The sequence below is a fragment of the Terriglobus sp. ADX1 genome (genome assembly GCF_036877645.1).
Classification (GTDB): Bacteria; Acidobacteriota; Terriglobia; order Terriglobales; family Acidobacteriaceae; genus Terriglobus.
Map to the genome: position 1 here is coordinate 1 of NZ_JAEDXV010000042.1, position 19,952 is coordinate 19,952.

Consider the following 19,952-nt stretch of genomic DNA (forward strand, 5'->3'; position numbering starts at 1 on the left):
CCGTTGATCCGAGCAATCCAACTGCAGAATGGGGTGGTAATACCAACGCGACCTTCGGAACGATCACTTCTGCACTGTCTGCGCGCATTGTGCAACTTGGCGCAAAATTATTTTCTAGCAATACAGAAGGAAAAGGGACGGTTGGAGCACGCCGAACCCTTGAAGAAACCCACAATCTATTACCGATCTCATTTCGTTAAATGAGCCAAAGCTTTTCATTGCTCACAGTGACGGAATTAATCCCGGCGTCGAGTAACTGCTCAATCTCACGAACAGTCTCGATTAAGCCTCCGCCAATAATCTTCATCCGCGGTTGAGCCACATGGATGCGCTTGGCAACTTTTGGTGCCACAACCGCGGGAAGAACTTCGATCGCGTCGGGCACAAATTGTGTGAGCAATTTCACCGATGCGATTACAGCAGCAGAATCGATAGCAAATGTTCGCTGCACGGTGAAGAGACCAAGGGTTTGGGCTGCTTTCAAGACATCCAATCGTGTGGAGACGATACCCTCAACATTATGCGCTGCGAGATATTCAATCGCCTCGCGGTCACGGTTTAGGCCGTTCAGGAAGTCAACATTTACGAGGCATCCTTTGCCGGCATCGCGTGCACGCTTGACGATTTTAGGTAGAGTCAGGGGATTCCCCGTGAGCAGATAAAGGCTCTTCGGAGGAGCATTCAGAGCAGCCTCGAACATATCCATCGTGTTGACAGCCGCAATAATTGGCGGACTCAATAATTTATCTGACAGGGAAGGTACGGAGCAATTCGAATCCTTGATCTCACCTGTTGCATGGTATGTACCGATTCTGGTTGCTGATGCCATTTGCACCTCTTTACCCCTGTTTCCGACGAAGCAACTCCTACCTGTGCAGAATCTTGAAGGGTATGTGAAATCTATCGGAAGCGTATTTCAATTTGAAGAAATCTCCATGAAACGGCTAACCCACCATACTACTTTGTGTGCCGCGGTGGTCCGGTTAACTCAACTTTTACGCCACCTCCGAACGTGGCATCAGCATCGCCTTCACACCTGCGCGGAATGCCACTGCTACCGCAGCACACACCATCGCCATGACGATGTGTGCCATTCGCAACATTGCAGAACGCCGCGCGGAACCTCACTGGGGGAAATGGAATGGCGACTACACATGGGAGACCACAGCGTTCAAGCTGGAGTCTGCAGCCGTTGGCCTCGTTGGCTACGGAGCTATAGGCCGAATTGCCGGTAGAAGTCTCCAGAGCTTTGGGCAAAGGTGCTCGTCTATGATCCCTTTGCCGATATCGGCTCTGACGATGTCGAACAGGTTACAGAACTCAATGGACTGCTCAATCAAGTACATGTCGTATCGCTGCACGCTCGTGAGACAGCAGAAACACGCTCGATACTGGGAGCTGCACAGATTGCCCGGCTCAGGCGTGGGGCAGTTGTGGTGAACTGTGCTCGCGGCTCGCTGATGGATACAACGCTCTCGGCGAAGCACTATGGTCAGGGCTTCACCGCTATTTGAACGGCGAACCACTACGCTACTGCGCGAATCGCAGATAGCTGAGCAGCAATTCGCATCCGCGAATTGCTGCCTCTGAACGAAGATCTATCTCGTACCGCCAGGAAACAGCTTGTGATTGCCTGTCAAATAATATGTCGGCATCTCAGGCGAACGCGCCTCAATGAGCTGAAGCGTTCGAAAATCGAAACTTTCAATCTCACATCGCGTCTTCATTTGATTCTCTTCAATAGTCTTTAGAAGGGACTCCACGAATACCTCTGGCGCAAATGTATGATTCGCTGTTCTGACTCGCTCATGCGCATGCTGGGTATCAGCGGGAAGATAATCCGGGATAAGCTTGGTTTCTATATTGAAACGAATCCGAGCGGCCGATTCCATTCGTGCCGCAGCACGAGGATCAGATTTTCCCTGCCCCGAGCGATAGTAAACCTCATAAAAACGCACAAACTTGAAGAGCTGAGAAAGACTCACCGGAGAGTAGGGGTCCGGAATGCCGCTCGCGTGAGCAAATGCACTGGCGACGGGAGAAAGTGCGTGATCATTTTGTTGATCCGGACTGAAATACGTCTTGTCACAAATGAAGTTATTTTGCAGATCCGCCATGGTGATATCCGCGAAGTAGACAGGGTTCTCCTTGGTATACGGTCGCCCATCCGCTCTTCTGCATGATCTCGGATTCAAGAACTGATCGTGCCATATGCTGGAGTGCTTGTCCGCAGTTACCCCCGTATCCAACTCGATGGTGGTGATCCCAAGATCAAGAGCCTCTTCATACGCCGGCAACGTATTTTCAGGACGCAAACCACGCGCCCCACGATGTCCCTGAACATCAAATCGTCTGAGTCTTGCTTTTGCCACTTCGTCCGTAGCCACGGCAAGCTCTTCAGAAACAATTCTCTGCAGGACATCTGGACGATCTGTGATGATTCCATCAGCACCGGCATGAATTAAAGCACGAAGCTCTTTGTCGTCGCTCGTCGTTCCCGGAAGAACCAGAAAGCCTTCGCGGTGCAACTCATCGATAGGGACAGCACCTGCAAATACATCATCCTTATCCGGAGAAAGTACCGGCCGCTGTTTCGCTCCATGTGATGAAGCGCTCTGCCAGGCCCTCCGCATGAGAACGAGCGACGGATTTTCATTTTGTATTCCCGTCACCGCATCTTGTGCACTGGCCCGATATGAGGCCAGGCACAAGATCGCGGTGAAAACGATAACAGTAGACTTCGTTTTCATGGCGTTAGTAGGTCAGCTTCATTGCAAGCTGCAAGATGCGCGGTTGGTAAGCAGAAGTTACTACGCCGAAAGAGGATCCGCAGCATGTCGTTCCGGGCGGTAGAAGGTTTGTTTTATTCAAAATGTTAAAGGCCTGAGCACGAAACTGAATCTGTGCAATGTCGGACGGAAGGTTGAATGTCTTATTGATACCCAAATCCATCTGATTGAACGGGTTCACGCGTAGTGGGTTTCTCGGCAGGTTTCCGAACGGTGTGTCGACACTCGGATACGGATTGGTCGCAGTCAAATCGACCTTGGAAGGATCATTCCCCGGTACTGCCGCGGCCGTGTTGTACGCCTGGAGCGTTTTGTTGCTTGTGTGTGCGCGAGTGACCCTCGTATGCCCAGGAATGAGCCACGGTCTGTAGTTGTTATTGCCGTTGGAATTCGTGTCAGTAATCGACGACACGGCGTTGACCGCAGACGGACTGTAATTAGGCGTCCAATTATTTCCAGAGCGCGCGTTATCAATAACACTGAGTCTCCAGCCGCCCAGAATGGAATCCACAATTGCTCCATCGTGATTCAGGAAGCGTCTTCCCCGCCCGAATGGAAGTTCGTAGATCGCGCTCAGAACGTTTACTAGTGGATGGTCGTATTGCGACGGACCATAATCATCGCGAAGGTCGAATATATTTCCGGGGCCTCCGCCATTTCCATACGCCTGCTCCGCGTTAGCAGCCGAAAAATCAAACGCGCGAGACCATGTAAAAGAATTAAGAATCGTCAATCCCCATGACTGACGCTGCTGATACGTCACTTGAAGGCCGTTATAATTGCCGCCGGGCCCGTTGAAGGAATACGGCAGATCACCGAAGTTTGGAATGGGGCGCGCATAGTTTGTATTCAGATTTGGGCGACCCAGCGCTGGATTTCGCTGATTGTAGTTACCGACCTCTTGAAGTTTGAGGCTGTGGTTCCCCACATACGCAACTTCCAGAATGTGGTTATTCCGAATCTCCTTCTGAACCGCCAGTGAGTAACTCTCCACATATGGATCACGGTAATTTCTATCCACATACTTGATCTTGCTTGTGGCAGGATTGTAATTCGCCGGCGAAGTCATCCCTTCAGGGAATCCATCATCCACCGAATAGAACTTGCTGGTTGGAGTTCCGCTGCCTGAGATCGCAAATTTTGGAACCTGGCTGACAACGGCGAACAATGCCTGCGGCGCATTGATCGCAAGAAGACTAAGCTCACCATCCCGGTTGTAGTGAATAAAGCTGACGCCGAAACCACCTCGAATTACAGTCGAGGGCGTAGCTCGATAGGCGAATCCAAGACGCGGTCCAAAATCATTCCGATCAGGATTGACCAAAGCGCGATCATAAATGCTGCCTGATCTCGCATGTAGCAACTGACCAGTAGTCGGTGACGTGACCGGATCAAAATTCGTAAGGTTATTATCTTTCTCCCAGTAAGGCGATCCATACTCATAACGCATCCCGAGATTGAGCGTCAGATTGTCAGAAATGTGCCAATCGTCTTGAATGAAAGCGAAGTGGCTCACCTTCAGGACGTGCGCGATGAAATAGGAAGTCAGGTTGAGCTGGCTGGGAGCGCCGAAAAGAAAGTCGGAGGTCAAATAGCCACTGAATTTACCGGCAAATGTGAATTGTCCGTAGAGCGGGTATGCGTCCTGCACATTCTCCCGCATCTGTTGATACTCATACCCACTCTTAATAACATGCTTTCCACGTTGAAACGAATAGCTTACTTTGGGATTCAGTAAGAACGGATACTGCCATTGAGGATTGGTTGGCTGGCGGCCCAATTGCGTATAACCACTAATCGTCATCGTGGGGATGCCACCAACAACTCGCGGGTCTGTGGGGAGTCCTTTGATCCCGTATGTATTTGGATCGCCTACCGCAAGAGTCGCTTTAGATCCTTTGGTATAAGAAACACCCAAACGAGCTTCCAACAACTGATTGGCGCGAATCTGGCGCGTAAAGCCGAGCGCCGCTTGCTGGTTCAGAATGGACTGCCGTCCGTTCCCGCCTCCGTCGTAAGGCTCCGGCATCGTCGTGCCGTCAATTGCAAGCAATTTCGATTGACTCAAACGGAGGAAGGACGATGTCCTTTCGTTCCACTGATAGTCGAGTCGGACGTTATAGCGCTCTGAATTGTATGGGGATTTTTGAAGCTGCGTGTAATTGTTCGTAGCGATCGTTGGACTTACTCCGGCAACGTTTGGCAGGGGAGCGTTTCTCATGATGGCAAGCATGATGGGCGAAACGATACCTTCCGGTAGAGGCTGATTTGCCCGGTATTTGTTTCCGGTGAACGGGTCCGTTACCATGGCCGTATTCGCTGCAGAAGGATCCATGATCAGCGCTCGATCACTCGCTCTGAATACGCTGCTGAAAGCGACCTGAGAATAATTCTGGCGCATCATCTCGTAGTCGCCGAAGAAGAAGGCTTTGTTTCTCCAAAGCGGTCCGCCGATGTTCCCACCAAACTGATTACGTTGAAAATTTGGCTTACCCGCAGCAGATCTGAAATATCCTGCAGCATTGAACACGGTGTTGCGCAGATACTCGAATAACTCAAAATGAAGTTGATTGGTTCCGCTCTTATAAGCCACACTGATGGTCGCTCCAGATGCGCGCCCATATTCTGCACTGGGATTATTTGTAATCACCTGGAATTGTGAAAGCGAATCCGGATTGGGGGAGATTATCTCGCTAGAAAATCCTTGGTTGGAAGTGCTATACGCATTGTTATCCATGCCATCGAGCAGATAATTGTTCACCATGCTTCGTTGACCGTTGACGCTAAAGGAAGCCACGCGATTAAGTCCGGTTGTACCGCCCGTCGTGCTGATGGCATTTGGCGTCTGACTCACTCCGGCCACGAGACCGACGAGATCGGAATACTCGAGCGTTGCCAGCGGCAACGCTTCAATCTGACGTTGAGTGATGACCTGGCTGTGCTCGCTGGTGTCGGTCTGGAGTTGAAGGTCAGATGCTGTTACCTGGACAGTGTCCGAGTTACTCCCGACGCGAAGCATGAGATCAACGCGGCGTGTCGTTCCCACTGTGATGATTACGTTATCTTCAACTGTGGAAGTGAAACCATCTTTGGCTACCGATATGCGGTATGTATCGGCACGGAGCGAGGGTACGGAATAAGAACCGGTACTATCCGTCGTTCTTTCTGTGACGACACCGGTAGAGGTATTCGTGACGGTAATTCGTGCGCTCTGGATCACCGCGCCGGCGGCATCCTTAATAGTGCCAACAATGCTTCCATTGTCGAACTGAGCATGGAGTACCGCGGAGTTTGATACCGCAGCGACGCTGAGGAGAAGGGCGAAGCGCACATTCAGGATTCGTGACCGGCTTAGCATGGTGCCTCTTGATTTCATTGAAATAAGCGTGTTTCAACGCAAAAAGCCGCCCATCTCTGCTCCTCATATGTGATGAGCAGAACAATGGGCGGCTTTCGTTACTCAACCGCTAACGATTCTGATTATCAGGTAAAGCGGCCAACTGTCGATCTTTCGGCCAGGCGATTTCACAGGATATTCATCTGGTGACAGATGGCGAAATTCCTTTCGGAGAATGTCATCTCATTGGGGTTGAGCGGACAATACTCGCGGTTATTTCCCGGTCGGAATGGCGAACCACCCATTCATCATCAGGGCGCATGCGAACAGACAATGACGACGTGAGTGGTAACTTCTGTTCGGCCTGATTCTCGCCCAGTTGCATGAAGCACTTAAATTAATATTTCTTTCGCTTGACGCGGTTCAGCGTCGCAGTTACTGTCGCGAACTAAGTGGCGGAGAATCTGAAGGCCACCCAAGGCGCGCACGACGGTGCAGCTTTGGGTGGCCCTTTCCGTTACTCAAAGGAGAAATCGTGAGTATTGAACGTATAAGTTCTGGAGCTGTGGCAATCGCTGCAATTGTCTTACTAATGTCCACTGCATCTGGTCAGACAAGTGAGGGAGCGGCAATGGCCCTAGACTCGGCTGACAAGGCTTGCCTCCAACTAAAAGATTCAGACGCATGGACAACAAATGCGAACAATCTTAATGGAGTAGGTGTGGCAACCACCTTGGCGACTGTCTTGTCGGGCTTGAGCGCTGCAGAGACACCGCACTACCTCGATGGGACCAGCGGGAATGGGCACCCCCCAGTTATCGGTTACAACACAGGGATCCGTTGGAGCAGCGCGGACATGAGCACGACCGATTGGAGCCCTCAAGGACTCACGACGGGAAGTTCCGGATCAACGGATTTTGCAATCGTCAGTTGGAATGGACCCGCTGAAAGCCGGGTTTCGATTATTGACACGACGGATTTGACGAACTCTCATTACCGCAACATTATGCTCGTCAATCCGACGGGGGCGGGGACGTACGAAGCTATTAATCTGCATGCTGGGGGGCTCGCACTTGAGGGTCATTACCTCTACATGACTGATTTTCCCGCAGGAGGCTTTCGCGTATTCGATCTGAACCAGATACGTCAGATTGACGGAAGCAACAGCACATGCAGCGGCAAATTCGGAAAAGTTGGCTCTAGCTGGTGCGCGGACGGATACGCCTACATACTTCCCGAAGTAAATAGCTACTACACACCTTCTACTAAGAGCGATGGCACAGCGATTTCTGCGTCTTGCAAACCGAAGTTTTCATGGGCGGGCAAAGACACCCGCCCCGCAACCGCTCTTGTTCTGTCCGGCGAGTACTGTGCGTACAGCGCAACTGCGGATACGGATCGCAACTGCCGGGGTGATCTTTCGGGAATGAACGGGCGCCTTTATCAGTGGCCAATCGGATCGGACAGCAAGCTCGTCACCTCCAACGGCTATGTCACGCCAACTCAGGTTTTCTACATGAATGAGAGAAACGTGCAAGGTGTAGCGCCGATTATGACGAAAGACGCAACAGGCAACTATCAAGCGAATTCGTACTGGTTGTCTTCCACGAAATTATCAGGCGCTTTATTCAAGGTTTCGCCCTCTTCTTCAGCGACACAATGGCTTTACAACGACTCGCTTGTTCCTTATGCACCAGAAGGGATTCACGCTTCTGTTTCAGGTTCAAATCTGTGGATCGTGACGGAAGGCCAGAGCGGAAACACTAACCCAGCAACCGGTGGCAGAGTATACATCTCTATTCATCAGGCCGATATCGATTAGCTCCCCATGAGTCCGGAAGGACATGCAAAGCATAACCGTGTTGGTGGCGTCCACTACCAACACGGACATCCTAAGGTCAGAGGACAGTTTCCGATCGCCATCTCACGATCCGCGGCGCGGAAATCTTGCTTTTCCAGGGTGGCGAGTAAATACCGGAATTGCCGGATCTCTGCCCCAGTCATCCGTTCGATCGGTCATTCCGACGAATCCTTGTGAAGGTTGGAAAAGCCATTAGGTTCGAAAAGCACTGGAACTCAAGAGCCTGCTTCTTCTATTTCGTCGAGATTGAGGCAATCACGACCCCATTGGCACGCAGTTGAATGTCCATGGTGCCCCTATGCACTGCAACCGAGCCATTTCCGAAGAGCGTATTGCATTGCCTTGCGTCGTCAAGAGAGGTATCGGATGTGGCTACGTGTAGTGTTGCGTCCTCTCCACCTCGATGAATCGCCACGAGAATACGTTGCTCTCCCTCCGTGCGCGTAAACACGATGGAATCTGTCGATGTGTAGAGAATCTGCAGGTCTCCGACCTGCAGTGCGGGCGTCTTGCGGCGTAACGTCGTCAGTGCAGCCGTCCATTGGAACATCTCCGCAGCGGCTCCAGTTGGCGATACGAAATCACTCGCTTTGTCCCCCGGGAAGCCACCAGAAAAGTCGCGACGATTGTCAGGGTCTTGCCAACCTTGCGTGTAGAGTTCGTCGCCGACGTATAGCTGTGGCATACCACGTACCGTCAGCAGGAACGCCATGGCCAATTTACTGCCCGCGAGCGAGGCGCCTGGCTCACTGGCGAAGCGCACAAGGTCGTGATTGTCGAGAAACGGCACCAACCGCTCAGGATGCGGATAGAGCGAATCCTGACGAAGAATCGTCGCAAGCTCGGTCATGGGGGATGCACCTGTAAACACATTACGAATGGCATAGTGCAGAGGGTAGTCGAGCGGCGTCCATAAACCGGTGTCCACACCGTTGCGCGTCACCCCACCAGCAAACGACGAATTGATGATGGGGTCTGTCCCAGAAACTTCGCCCACAGTAGTCAGCTTGGGATACAGCGCAGAAAGCTCATGATGAAATTGATGCCAAAACGCACGTCCGACATAGGGAAATGTGTCGATGCGGAGACCATCCAGTCCAGCTGTTTCTGTCCACCAGATTGCGTTCTGCACCAGGTATTGCGCGTTCGCAGCATTCTCCTGGTTATTGTCTGGAAGTAGATTCACAAACCAGCCCTCAGTCACATTGCGCTGCGTTCGCATGGGAGCATGCGGATCCACCAACGGCTGAAAGTCCATTTGTGCTTCAGTGTGATGCTCCAGCGTGCCATGGAACCATGTTGGCTCCGGCTCGTCATGCACCCACGGATGAGCTGGCCCAACGTGGTTGGGAACCGTGTCCAACACCAGCTTCATGTCACGCTGATGTAGCGCCGCGCTTAATGCTTTCAGGTCGTCGAGTGAGCCGTAGTGTTCGTCCACAGCATACATATCCGTTGCGCCGTAACCGTGGTACGAATCCTCTTCGTGATTCTGGTACACGGGCGTAATCCAAAGAGTCGTAATACCCAGATGCTGCAGGTAATCCAGGTGCTGGATGATGCCGCGAAGATCACCACCATGCCATCCGTGCGGATCTTTGCGTTGCGCAATCGCTGCTTCACTGTTTGCAGCATCCTTCGCATGAAGACCATCATTGGTGGCGTCACCATCGGCGAAGCGGTCCGGCATAATCAGATACATCACATCGCGCGAGGAGAACCCCGCAAAGCCATCGGTTGCTGCCTTTCTCTTCTCAAAGTGAAACGGTGTCGAAGCTTTTCCCTGCGATGTTTCCACCGTGATCGTCACATCACCATCGTTCATTGCATCGGATGCGAGCCACAGCTCAGCCCAGTGGCCATTCTGCGAAATCACCGTGCGTGCAATCGGTAGTTTGCCCACATGGAATTGTGCGCTCGTCAGGTGCTCGCCATTCACCAGCAACATAGGTGCAGGCATATTTACCCACCAATTAGGCGGATCAACCTTTGTAATTGTGGGCGACTGTGCAGACAGTGTGAGACCACAAGCCACAGACAGCGTGACAGCAGCGAGGGCTGAGCGAAGATTCATAACGGCTCCAACACAAGTGATTCAAGAAGAAGGCGCCGCCAGGAACTGCGCGGCGCCCATGGAGAAATACAAACGGCGGTTAGAACAGGAAACGAATCGCCATCTGCATCTGGCGTTCTGATGCAAGACGAGTTCCCGTCACACGACCGAAGTTGCCATCGGTCAGGTTGCCATCCGGATTCTGGAACTGAGGCGTGTTGGTCAGATTGAAGACCTCAGCACGCAGTTCCGTCTTCAGGCGCTCCGTAACGTCCAGCGTCTTGAACAGCGAGACATCGCCTTCCACCATGCCGGGGCCAAAGAACTGGTTACGTCCTGTGGTTCCCTGGCGACCAGCGGCAGCAGTAGTGAACGCCTTCGGGTTGATGTAATAGCCGGAGATGCTCTTCACGTAAATTGGCTGACCGGTATTGGTGTAGTCCGCACGAATGCTGGTGCCACCTCCATACACAGGCGTGGTCACACTGAACGGAGTGCCCGTCTGCGCCTGCACAATGGTGTTCAACTGCCATCCACCCAGCACAGCGTCTACGCCACGGTTCATGTGGTTGCCAAACATCTGGCCACGACCGAAGGGCAACTTGTACAGCGCACTGGCGTTGAAGACATTGCGCTGATCGAGCGAGCTGTTGCCCTTGTTCAGCGAATGATCGTAGAAGTACAGATCGCTCACTGCATAGAAGCCAAGGTAGCCATTGGTGTTGTCAATGTTATGCGCCCACGTGTACGCGCTGGTCAGCGTCAGGCTTCTGGTGGCCTGATACTTCAACTGCGCCTGCAAGCTGTTGTAATGGCTTACGCCATTGTTCAGGTTGTAGACCACCTGGCCCAGCGTGGGGAACGCAGAAGGCGCACTGGCAGCTGCACTGAACGGCTTGCTGTTGTAGTTGTAACCAGTGGCCAGATGCGTGGCGATGTTGCCAACGTAACCGATGGTCATAACCATCTTCGGCGTGATTTCCTGCTGAATCTGCAAGTCATACTGCTGCACGGTCGGAATCTTCTCCGTGCGGCTCACCGCGAATACATTTGCACCTGTAAGCTGCGACGTGGTCGGGAGCGGCAGAGCATTGGTAGCCGTGGTGCTGTTCAGCGATCCGTTCTGCGCATTCTGTCCAGTGAAGGTGACACGGTAACCGTTGCTGGCGTAATAGGACGTGCTGCCACCAAACGGAACCTGCTGACCAAGCTGGTTGTCGATGCCACCACGATCCAGGAAGTAGAAGATACCGTAGCCGCCACGGATCACCGACGTCCCCTTACCGCTCAGGTCATACGAGAAACCGAAGCGCGGAGCAAAGTTGGTGAAACGCGTGTTGATGATGGAGCGACTCACGCCGTTCTGACCAGCGATGAACTCCGTGGGGTTTGTACCAGCGCTATCTGGATTGAGAGCAGCCTGACGGTTCTGCTGTTCAAAGGGATAGGTGATCAGATCCCAGCGGAAACCCAGGTTGAACGTCAGGCGGCTGGAGACCTTCCAGTCATCCTGTCCAAAGACACCTGCCTCATAGTTGCGAGTGCCAAACAAGCCACTCTGCGCACCGATACTGTAATTATCAGTAAAGCCTGCCAGTACCTCGGAAACGTCATAGCCGGTGAAGTCGCCGTTGCTGAGTTGGAAGTAGCCCTTGCCAGAGATGGGACGGAAGTAAGCCACTTCACGACGGATGACATTGCCGCCAAACTTGAACGTGTGGTTCTTCCAGATATAGGTCAGCGCATCATTGATCTGATACGTGTTCTCCGGCACCTTATACGTACCGTAGTCACCCGTGTACTCCAATTGGCTGCCGTTTCCACCGATGAGTGCGCCGCCACCAAGATCTGTTGAGCGGTTCGCGTTCACAATGCCAAGATTCGCGGAAATCGGCTCGTTCGTGTAGACGGGTACGTTGGCGAAGGTATAGCGCGTATAACCTGCGCGGAACTCGTTGATGATGTTCGCACTAAAGGTATGCGTTTCGCCCACTACATAACCACGTGCATGCACGTAGTTGGTACCGGAAGCATAGCCAGCAGGCAACGCAGCGAACTTCGATGTGCGTGCGAAGTTGCTGTTGTCATAGCTGAAGCGTGCAAACAGACGGTCCGCGTTCGACAGATTGTAGTCCACACGGCCATCCAACGTGTTGGCCAAGCGAATATCGCGGCGAACGGTCTGGTAGTTATTCTGCGTGCCGTTAGTTGTGCCGGTAATGTTGGGCAGCGGGTAAGCGTTCAGGTAGTTCACGCCTGCCTTGTTCATGCGACCCGTGGGAATGATGTTGCCGGAGAATTGTTGGCACGTGGTCGGATCATAGATACCGCCATTCACCGCAACTGTGGTCACACCAGTAATGCCGCAGATGGTGGGAGCCTGCGTTGCACCCGTTCCCAGCAACTGGCTGAAGTTGCCCTGGCGCATCAACGCTGTCGGCACGGTGACGATCTCTGCATTCAGCGGAGCGTTCTCACGCAGGCCGTTGTAGTCCGCAAAGAGGAACAGACGATCTTTGATGAGCGGGCCGCCAACCGTGCCACCAAAGGTGTTGCGCTTAAACGGCAGCGGAGCCGTTTTGCCTGCGCCCAGGAACTGGTAGTTGGGGTTCGCGTCAAACAAGCTGGAGCGGGCAAACCAGTATGCCGATCCGTGAATGCCATTCGTGCCGGACTTGATCGACGTCTGCACAATGGCGCCACCAGCGCGGCCAAACTCGGCCGGTGCGGTGCTGGTATTCACGCGGAACTCTTCCGTGGCTTCCACGTTGGGGAAGAAGTTCAATGTGTTGACCAGACCTTCGTTGTTGTCCACGCCATCCAGAATGTAGTTGTTGGCCTGCGGACGAAGTCCGTTGGTCGAGAGCGATCCGCCACCTGAGGTGCTGTTGCGGAAGGTCTCGGCATCGCCATTCACACCGGATGCGCTGTTCCCGTAGTTACCACGTGTGACACCGGGCGAAAGGAGGGCAAGCTGTGTAAAGTTACGACCGTTGAGCGGCAGCTCTGTTTGCTGACGGCTGCTCACCGTCTCGGCGATGGTTGACGAACCAAGGTCGATGGGCGGGGCGGCTGTGGTCACTTCGATGGTCTGGTCCGTGGCTCCGACATTCAGCTTGAAAAGGATGGTCTGCGTCTGCGACACCAGTAGTTGAAAGTTCTGTGTCGTGGTCTGAAAGCCGCTCATGGACGCGGTGATCTTGTACGCGCCACGGGGCAGAGCCGGAAAGTTGAAGTTACCTGCTGCGTCGGCCGTCAGGGTCTGTGTCGCAGAAGTATCGGTGTTCGTAATGGTGACAGTCGCGCCGGGGATGGCGGCTGCCGTCACGTCTTCTACCTGTCCCGTAACGCGGCCGGTGTCGGTCTGAGCGTGCAGAGAGATACTGGCAAAGCCAAGCGACAGGGTGGCGGCAGTCACACACAAGTGCGCACTGAAGCTCTTAAATCTGGAATTCATGTTGCAAGTGCCTCCAAGCCTCAGCAGGGCACAGCCATGCCGGGCAGTGTGAACTTTCGGCAAAATCGACACAACACTTCCATCGTCTGAACGTCCTTTTGCGATGAAAGTCACTTCAACCGTCAATTCTTTTAGATACATATAGATAGCAGTTTTCTTCATCTGTTTTCAAAGTTCATCAGATTGAAAAGTGATACATTCAAGCTGCGGTAACTCATGCGGTCTGAACATCATCCCGTTCGTGTTGCCTTTGGAACCTTCGAGGCAGACCTTTCCACCGGCGAGTTGTGGAGGGGAGGTTTTCGCATTAAGCTGCAGGGCCAGCCCTTTCGTGTCCTCGCAGAACTCGTCTATCAGGCTGGTCACGTCGTTACTCGCGAAGAGTTGCAGCAGAAGGTATGGGAAAAGGGCACCAACGTCGACTTCGACCATTCCCTCGGAACTGCCATTAATAAGATTCGCGAGGCCCTGAGCGATAGCGCCGAGAATCCCCGGTTCGTAGAAACGCTGCCCCGTCGTGGCTATCGCTTTATTGCTCCGGTTACAGTTCTTGACGCGCCTGCTTCGCCTGCCACGGAAATGTCGTCTGTGGAGACGCAGTTAGAAGCTATTTCTGTCCCTGTTCGCGCGTCGGTCGAACCGGATGTTGCTCTTCCCTTGCCCGCCCCCGTGGCCGCTTCCCTGCAGCAGTCAGAACCTGCGAAGCGCCGCCTTCTCCTACCTATCACGCTGATAGCGATGGGATGCGTGGGTCTGTTGGTTGCGGCATTCGCGGGCTATCTTGCGGGATCGTACAAATCGGTCCCCGTGGTTCCAACTGTTCGGCAACTTACTCATACACAGAGAGTTTTACCCGGAAGCGACGCCACGGAATCGTTCGCATCCATAGCTACGGATGGTCTGCACGTCTTCGCATCCGTTATCCGTGATGGCCGTGTTCATCTCGAACGGATCACCATTGGGGGAGGCACAAGCGAAGACATTACACTCCCCGACGAGGTGGCCGGACCCGCGATTGCGGACATGTCACGCGACGGCTATCGCCTGCTGGTGCGTAGTCATGCCACCAACCAATCGGAACAGCCACTGTTTATTGTCCCTGGAACGGGTGGCTCCGCGCAGCGCGTGGTCCACGTTCTGGCACACGACGCCACATGGATGTCTGACAACACTCATATCCTGTATGCCGCAGGCAACGACCTCTACGAGACCGACCCCGGCGGAGGCCAGACGACGCACTATGCATCGTTACCCGGCCGCGCCTTCTGGTTGCGCTGGTCCCCTGACGCAAAAACCCTTCGTTTTACGCTGTTTGATCCCCTTTCGCATCACCAGGCACTGTGGGAATTGCGCGCTGACAATCGCAAACCACACCCAGTTCTCGGCTCCTGGGCGCAGTCGCGCGATGTTTGCTGTGGCAACTGGTCACCCGATGGATCAGCCTTTGTATTTCAGGCAATCGAAGGTACTGCCTCTGACCTGTGGCGAATCAGCGGTTTAAGCAGCACACCGCAACGCCTCACCGATGGTCCGCTCGCATATCAAGGACCGCTGTTTACCACCAAAGACTCTATCTACATGACCGGCGTTGCAACCGAGGGCGAAGTACAGATCCTGGCTCCCGGCATGCATAGCTTTACCTCATTCCATGGCATTTACAGCAACGCGCATCGGTTGGAGCAGACGCGTGATGGTCGCTGGCTAGCCTGGGTGGATACGGAAGGCCGACTATGGCGCGCTCGGCCCGATGGATCCGAATTGCTTCAATTAACGCCCGGCGAATTACAGGCCTTTAGTGCACACTGGTCTCCGGATGGATCGCGGCTGGCCATGATGGCGCGCATGTCCTCAGGAGCGTGGAGCATCTATCAGGTGCTTGCGGATGGCAGTGATCTACAGCGCGTTCTGGAGGCGCAAACCAACGCCGCTGACCCCACATGGTCTCCTGACGGCAAGCAACTCGCCTTTGGACTGACACCGGACTTGCTGGGCAAGGACGCTGCACCACGCACCATCCAGATCCTTGATCTCGACAGCCATAAATTGGCGGTCATCCCTCAATCCGATGGCCTCTTCAGTCCGCGGTGGTCTCCTGATGGCCACTATATTGCGGCTTTATCGCTCGACCAGAAGCAGCTTCGCCTCTATGACATGCAGCACAAGCAATGGTCCACTCTGGCGTCGCGTTCGGTTGCAGACCCCGTCTGGTCCGACGACAGTCAGTTCATCTACGCGGACGCCTTCATTGAACCGGGCCAGCCGGTGTATCGAGTTCGTGTACAGGATGGAAAGGTGGAAGAGATGGGCGGAATTGCGAATATGCGATCTACAGACTTCAGCGATCTCGTCTTCTGCGGCCTTTTGCATGATGGAACCGTCGTAATCCGAGGCCGTTTGAACACTGCAAATCTCTATTCTCTACACATTGGTAACCCCAAGAAGTAGGCGCAACTTACTCCTGATGCAGAACTTAGCTGTTGAGAAAAAGTTGAGCCGAAATAGCGTCAGGGCCGATTGCAATGACGTTCCGCGAGATGGTGTCTTCATGCCATGGCCCACTGGAATGTCTGCAGAATTTGCGTGGTTTCTCTCACACTTGCTTGCTCCGCCGTTGCACAGCCCATCATCCGTAATACTGCGAATGGCCTGGAAGCCACGGAGAATGGAGTCCATCTTCAGATCACGGCATTGCAGGACGACAAGCTGCGCATCCGGGAATGGCGCGTCAGCGCTCCGGAAGATGCATCATGGGCGGTGCTGCCTGGCAGCCGCACAAGCCTTGTCGATGTCACTGAGGATCAAAGTGGATTTCATACAGACAAGCTTGCAATTGAAGTGAAGGATGGCCTGCATCTGGTCATCCGCGACAAGCAAGGCCACATCCTGCAGGAAGACTCAGGGCCCGTGCAATGGCGCGGAGACGCCTTCCACGTCTATAAAACGCGCGGCGAAAACGAACACTTCTTCGGCCTGGGTGATAAGCCGGGCCCATTGGATCGGAGCGGTCAGACGTTCACGCTCTGGAACACCGACAGCTTCGGTTGGCAAGAGTCGACTGATCCTATTTACAAGAGCATCCCTTTCTTTATTGACGTGAAGGATGGACGTAGCTTCGGCGTCTTTTTCGACAACACATGGCGTACTTCATTTGATTTTGGTCATGAGAACGACCAGGAATACAACTTCGGATCGCAGGGCGGTCCAATCGACTACTACTTCCTCTATGGTCCGGATCCGAAGGATGTCATCAAGGGCTATGCATGGCTCACGGGAACAGCTTCCCTGCCTCCGTTGTGGTCGTTTGGCTTCCAGCAATCTCGTTACACCTATACGCCAGAATCGCAACTGATGGATGTCGCTGCGCACCTGCGACGCGACAAGATCCCCGCGGATGCACTGTGGCTGGACATCGATTTCCAGAAGAACAACATGCCTTTTACGGTGGATGAACAGCGCTTCCCGAAGTTTCCGGAGATGGTGAACAAGCTGGCGGACGATCACTTCCATCTGGTGGTAATTGCCGACACGCACATCGCCGAGAAACCGAACACAGACTATCTGCCGTACGACACCGGCATGGCTGGCGACCACTTCGTGAAAAATCCTGACGGCACAACGTATGTCGGCACCGTGTGGCCAGGCCCGTCGGTTTTTCCTGACTACACACAGGCAAGGACACGGCAGTGGTTCGGCACTTTATATAAGGACTTTGTTGCGGATGGCGTCGCCGGCTTCTGGAATGACATGAATGAGCCTGCCGTTTTCCGTTACCCGTCGAAGACGATGCCGCTGGAGACACAACATCATATTGACGAGCCAGGATTCCTGAAACGCACCGCCTCGCAACGCGAAATCCATAACATCTATGGACTGCTGAACAGCAAAGCCACCTATGATGGCGTGTTGAAGCTACGACCCAACGAACGCCCTTACGTAATGACCCGCGCAACGTATGCGGGCGGCCAGCGCTATGCCGTTACGTGGACAGGTGACAACAGCTCCACATGGAACCATCTGCGGATGACGATTCCCCAACTGACAAACCTCGGCCTTAGCGGCTTCTCATTCGCTGGAGCCGACGTGGGTGGTTTTGCCGGATCGCCGCCTGCTGATCTTTTGACCAAGTGGCTTGAAGTTGCCGCTTTCCAACCCATTGACCGTGACCACTCCGCGAAGGGTACACGCATGCATGAGCCATGGGTGGATGGCCCTGAGCAGGAAGCTCTGCGCAAGAGGTACATCGAAGAGCGCTATCGCCTGTTGCCTTACCTTTACACCGTTGCAGAAGAGACATCACGCAATGGCATGCCCATGATGCGCCCCTTGTTCGTGGAGTTTCCGCACGCTACTGCTGATGGCAATCCCATGGACCTGCTGACCGGCGGAGCCGAGTACATGCTTGGACCATCGCTGCTCATCGCACCGAATCCGTCACCCGAAGAAGTTGCAGAGTATGAACTGCATCTGCCTCCCGGCATCTGGTATGACTACTGGACAGGAAAACCCGCTGGCTCTGCCGACACACTGAAGGCACGTGATGCCGAAGTTCGCGACGCTCTGCTGCAGCAGCAACGCATTATGCTCAAGCCCGACCTTGCGACGGTGCCTGTGTTTGTTCGTGGAGGAGCTATCCTGCCTCTGCAGCCGCTTGTGCAAAGCACAGATGAAACTCCGCAGGGGCCGCTAACACTCCGTGTTTATGTGCCCCGCGCAGGCGAGGTGTGCCAGGGCGATGTCTATACCGACGATGGACATTCATTGAACTATCGCAGTGGCCAGTTCTACCGTTTGCACATAAGCTGCACAACAAAGCAGGATGACACATTGAGCATTGAGTTCAAGGCGCCGGAAGGCATTTATCAGCCTTGGTTCAAACAAATTCGCGTAGAGGTGACGGGGCAGGCACACGTTCCTTCTCATGCAACGATCAACGGCAGGACAACGACCATCCAATCGAATCATGGCGTCGTCTCTGTGACTATTCCATTGCCCAATGCAGAGTCCAGACTCACCATGCAATAACCGCCTGCCAGCGCACTTTCAGAAGCGCTTGGCCCGATCTCTTCGTCAGGCAGTACTTCTGTAACAAATTCTCCTATGTCAGTCGATGGATTCTGCCTCAATTCTCTCTATGGGACTCGATTTTCTGGCTTGCTTTGACCGTGAAGTCGGCCCAGACGATCGAATTTCTTCCAAGGGTTTATTCGGGTTCTTGGAGGCGCTCGTTCACCGGCTCAGACCTCTTGCGATTAAAGCGTTTGGCAATGCACAGTCCTGACTATTTGGTACCGGAGAAGATATTGGAACTAAGGCGCTGGACGGCTCGATAGCAGTGATGCCGGACATTTCCGAGCGTCTGCCTCCCTGAAACTGTACCCCTCAAGGATGTGGGGTTCCAACGTTTCCGTTGATCAGGGGAGAGCTGTTCTCTCAGTCTAGCCAAAAGCGCTTTGCCATCAAGATGTTCGACTGAAAGTTCAACATTCAGAGCAGATCGCTGCATCTCGTCGAAGACTTCCGCTTGATAATGATGGCGATGCGACAAATATCGATGTCGATCAATAGCGCGATGGTACGTGATCTGTATGGTCCAAGAAATTGCGCTAGCCTTTCGAGGATCAAATATGCCTTTCCTCTTCAAAATTGATTCTCAGTGCTGCAGGCGGCCATGAATGCTCCCGAAGGGTGTCCTCGAATTAGAGCGGAATCTTGGAAACGCAGACTCCAAGGCTTCCGTATTGGTACCCACCGGGGAACATGGCGCCCTTGGTCGTAAAATTAGCCTCACAATTCGATGTGAGTTGTGCGGTCGACAGAACGGATTTCGGTTCTATGACTGGATCGAGCTTTTCGCTTCGCCCGGCAAGAGTTTCCCCGCGATTGCCGGCCTGCAACTTGTCCAGCCACTTCCCGCAGACGTAGTTGCCCGCATCTGATAGCTTCATTGCCATTCCGGCTGGAAGAACCGCCTTAAACGTAACCAGGCCTTGATCGTTTGCGGTAAAGTACATCGGAATCGCGCGAGAACTACCGGTTGGCTTCTGAGTAATCGCGAGAGTCGCCTTTCCGTTCTCATAAGTATCCGCACCGATGTCGAAGGCTGCGTCTGCGGCAATCATTCCTTTGATTTGGCCGATTGGCATTATGTGAGTTCAGGCCATGAAGATTGACCGAACTTGTAATGCTGAGGCCTTCTTTCTGACTCCCGCTACTGCCGAGATTGGCTTCACAAGATTGAGCAGACAACACGTTCGGCAAAAGCAAACTGACAAAACACAAGAATGCAGTGCGTAGGTTCATCATCGATAGGGCCTTTCGATTCGCGCATGTGCGACAAAGCGATAACGTTCTCTGCAACCCCGCTTCACCCGACTGCCAACCGAGGCAGCGTGAGAGGTTAGGACTGATTGAAAGAACGGGTGCTCATGGAGCGCAGAGCTAAGCTCATTTCTCGT

11 protein-coding genes are annotated in these 19,952 nt (G+C 53.6%); 5 read left to right on the top strand and 6 right to left on the bottom strand.

Annotated elements, in window-relative coordinates; genetic code table 11:
• A partial coding sequence (locus JAO32_RS18550; protein WP_334243168.1) for a hypothetical protein occupies positions 1 to 200 on the top strand: 200 nt, incomplete at its 5' end.
• Here JAO32_RS18550 and JAO32_RS18555 read toward each other — a convergent pair.
• Entirely contained in the window at positions 197 to 829 is a 633-nt protein-coding gene (locus JAO32_RS18555) for a glycerol-3-phosphate responsive antiterminator (RefSeq protein WP_334243170.1), read from the bottom strand. The two genes, JAO32_RS18550 and JAO32_RS18555, sit on opposite strands and share 4 nt — an antisense overlap.
• Before the next feature lie 430 nt (positions 830 to 1,259).
• Between JAO32_RS18555 and JAO32_RS18560 the strand changes: the two genes are divergently transcribed.
• A complete protein-coding gene (locus JAO32_RS18560) occupies positions 1,260 to 1,514 on the top strand; it encodes an NAD(P)-dependent oxidoreductase (protein WP_334243172.1) in 255 nt (84 codons plus the stop codon).
• Between the two features lie 84 nt (positions 1,515 to 1,598).
• On the opposite strand, the gene JAO32_RS18565 is transcribed toward JAO32_RS18560, so the two are convergent.
• Entirely contained in the window at positions 1,599 to 2,750 is a 1,152-nt protein-coding gene (locus tag JAO32_RS18565; RefSeq protein WP_334243174.1) for a glycerophosphodiester phosphodiesterase family protein, read from the bottom strand.
• Between the two features lie 4 nt (positions 2,751 to 2,754).
• Entirely contained in the window at positions 2,755 to 6,165 is a 3,411-nt protein-coding gene (locus tag JAO32_RS18570) for a TonB-dependent receptor (RefSeq protein WP_334243176.1), read from the bottom strand.
• Between the two features lie 817 nt (positions 6,166 to 6,982).
• On the opposite strand from JAO32_RS18570, the gene JAO32_RS18575 reads away from it, so the two are divergent.
• Positions 6,983 to 7,948: a hypothetical protein gene (locus JAO32_RS18575; RefSeq protein WP_334243177.1), complete on the top strand. Its 966-nt coding sequence runs from the start codon at positions 6,983 to 6,985 to the stop codon at positions 7,946 to 7,948.
• 271 nt (positions 7,949 to 8,219) lie between these two features.
• Here the strand turns inward: JAO32_RS18575 and JAO32_RS18580 are convergent, their stop codons facing one another.
• Both JAO32_RS18580 and JAO32_RS18585 read right to left on the bottom strand, forming a co-directional pair.
• Entirely contained in the window at positions 8,220 to 10,061 is a 1,842-nt protein-coding gene (locus tag JAO32_RS18580; RefSeq protein WP_334243179.1) for an alpha-amylase family glycosyl hydrolase, read from the bottom strand.
• Between the two features lie 79 nt (positions 10,062 to 10,140).
• Positions 10,141 to 13,497: a carboxypeptidase regulatory-like domain-containing protein gene (locus JAO32_RS18585; RefSeq protein WP_334243181.1), complete on the bottom strand. Its 3,357-nt coding sequence runs from the start codon at positions 13,495 to 13,497 to the stop codon at positions 10,141 to 10,143.
• Between the two features lie 216 nt (positions 13,498 to 13,713).
• Between JAO32_RS18585 and JAO32_RS18590 the strand changes: the two genes are divergently transcribed.
• Both JAO32_RS18590 and JAO32_RS18595 read left to right on the top strand, forming a co-directional pair.
• Entirely contained in the window at positions 13,714 to 15,942 is a 2,229-nt protein-coding gene (locus JAO32_RS18590) for a winged helix-turn-helix domain-containing protein (protein WP_334243183.1), read from the top strand.
• A gap of 135 nt (positions 15,943 to 16,077) precedes the next feature.
• The gene (locus tag JAO32_RS18595) at positions 16,078 to 18,519 is read left to right on the top strand and encodes a glycoside hydrolase family 31 protein (protein ID WP_334243186.1); all 2,442 of its coding nucleotides are present in this window, start codon (positions 16,078 to 16,080) and stop codon (positions 18,517 to 18,519) included.
• A gap of 674 nt (positions 18,520 to 19,193) precedes the next feature.
• Here JAO32_RS18595 and JAO32_RS18600 read toward each other — a convergent pair.
• A complete protein-coding gene (locus JAO32_RS18600) occupies positions 19,194 to 19,640 on the bottom strand; it encodes a hypothetical protein (RefSeq protein ID WP_334243188.1) in 447 nt (148 codons plus the stop codon).
• Between the last annotated feature and the right edge of the window lie 312 nt (positions 19,641 to 19,952).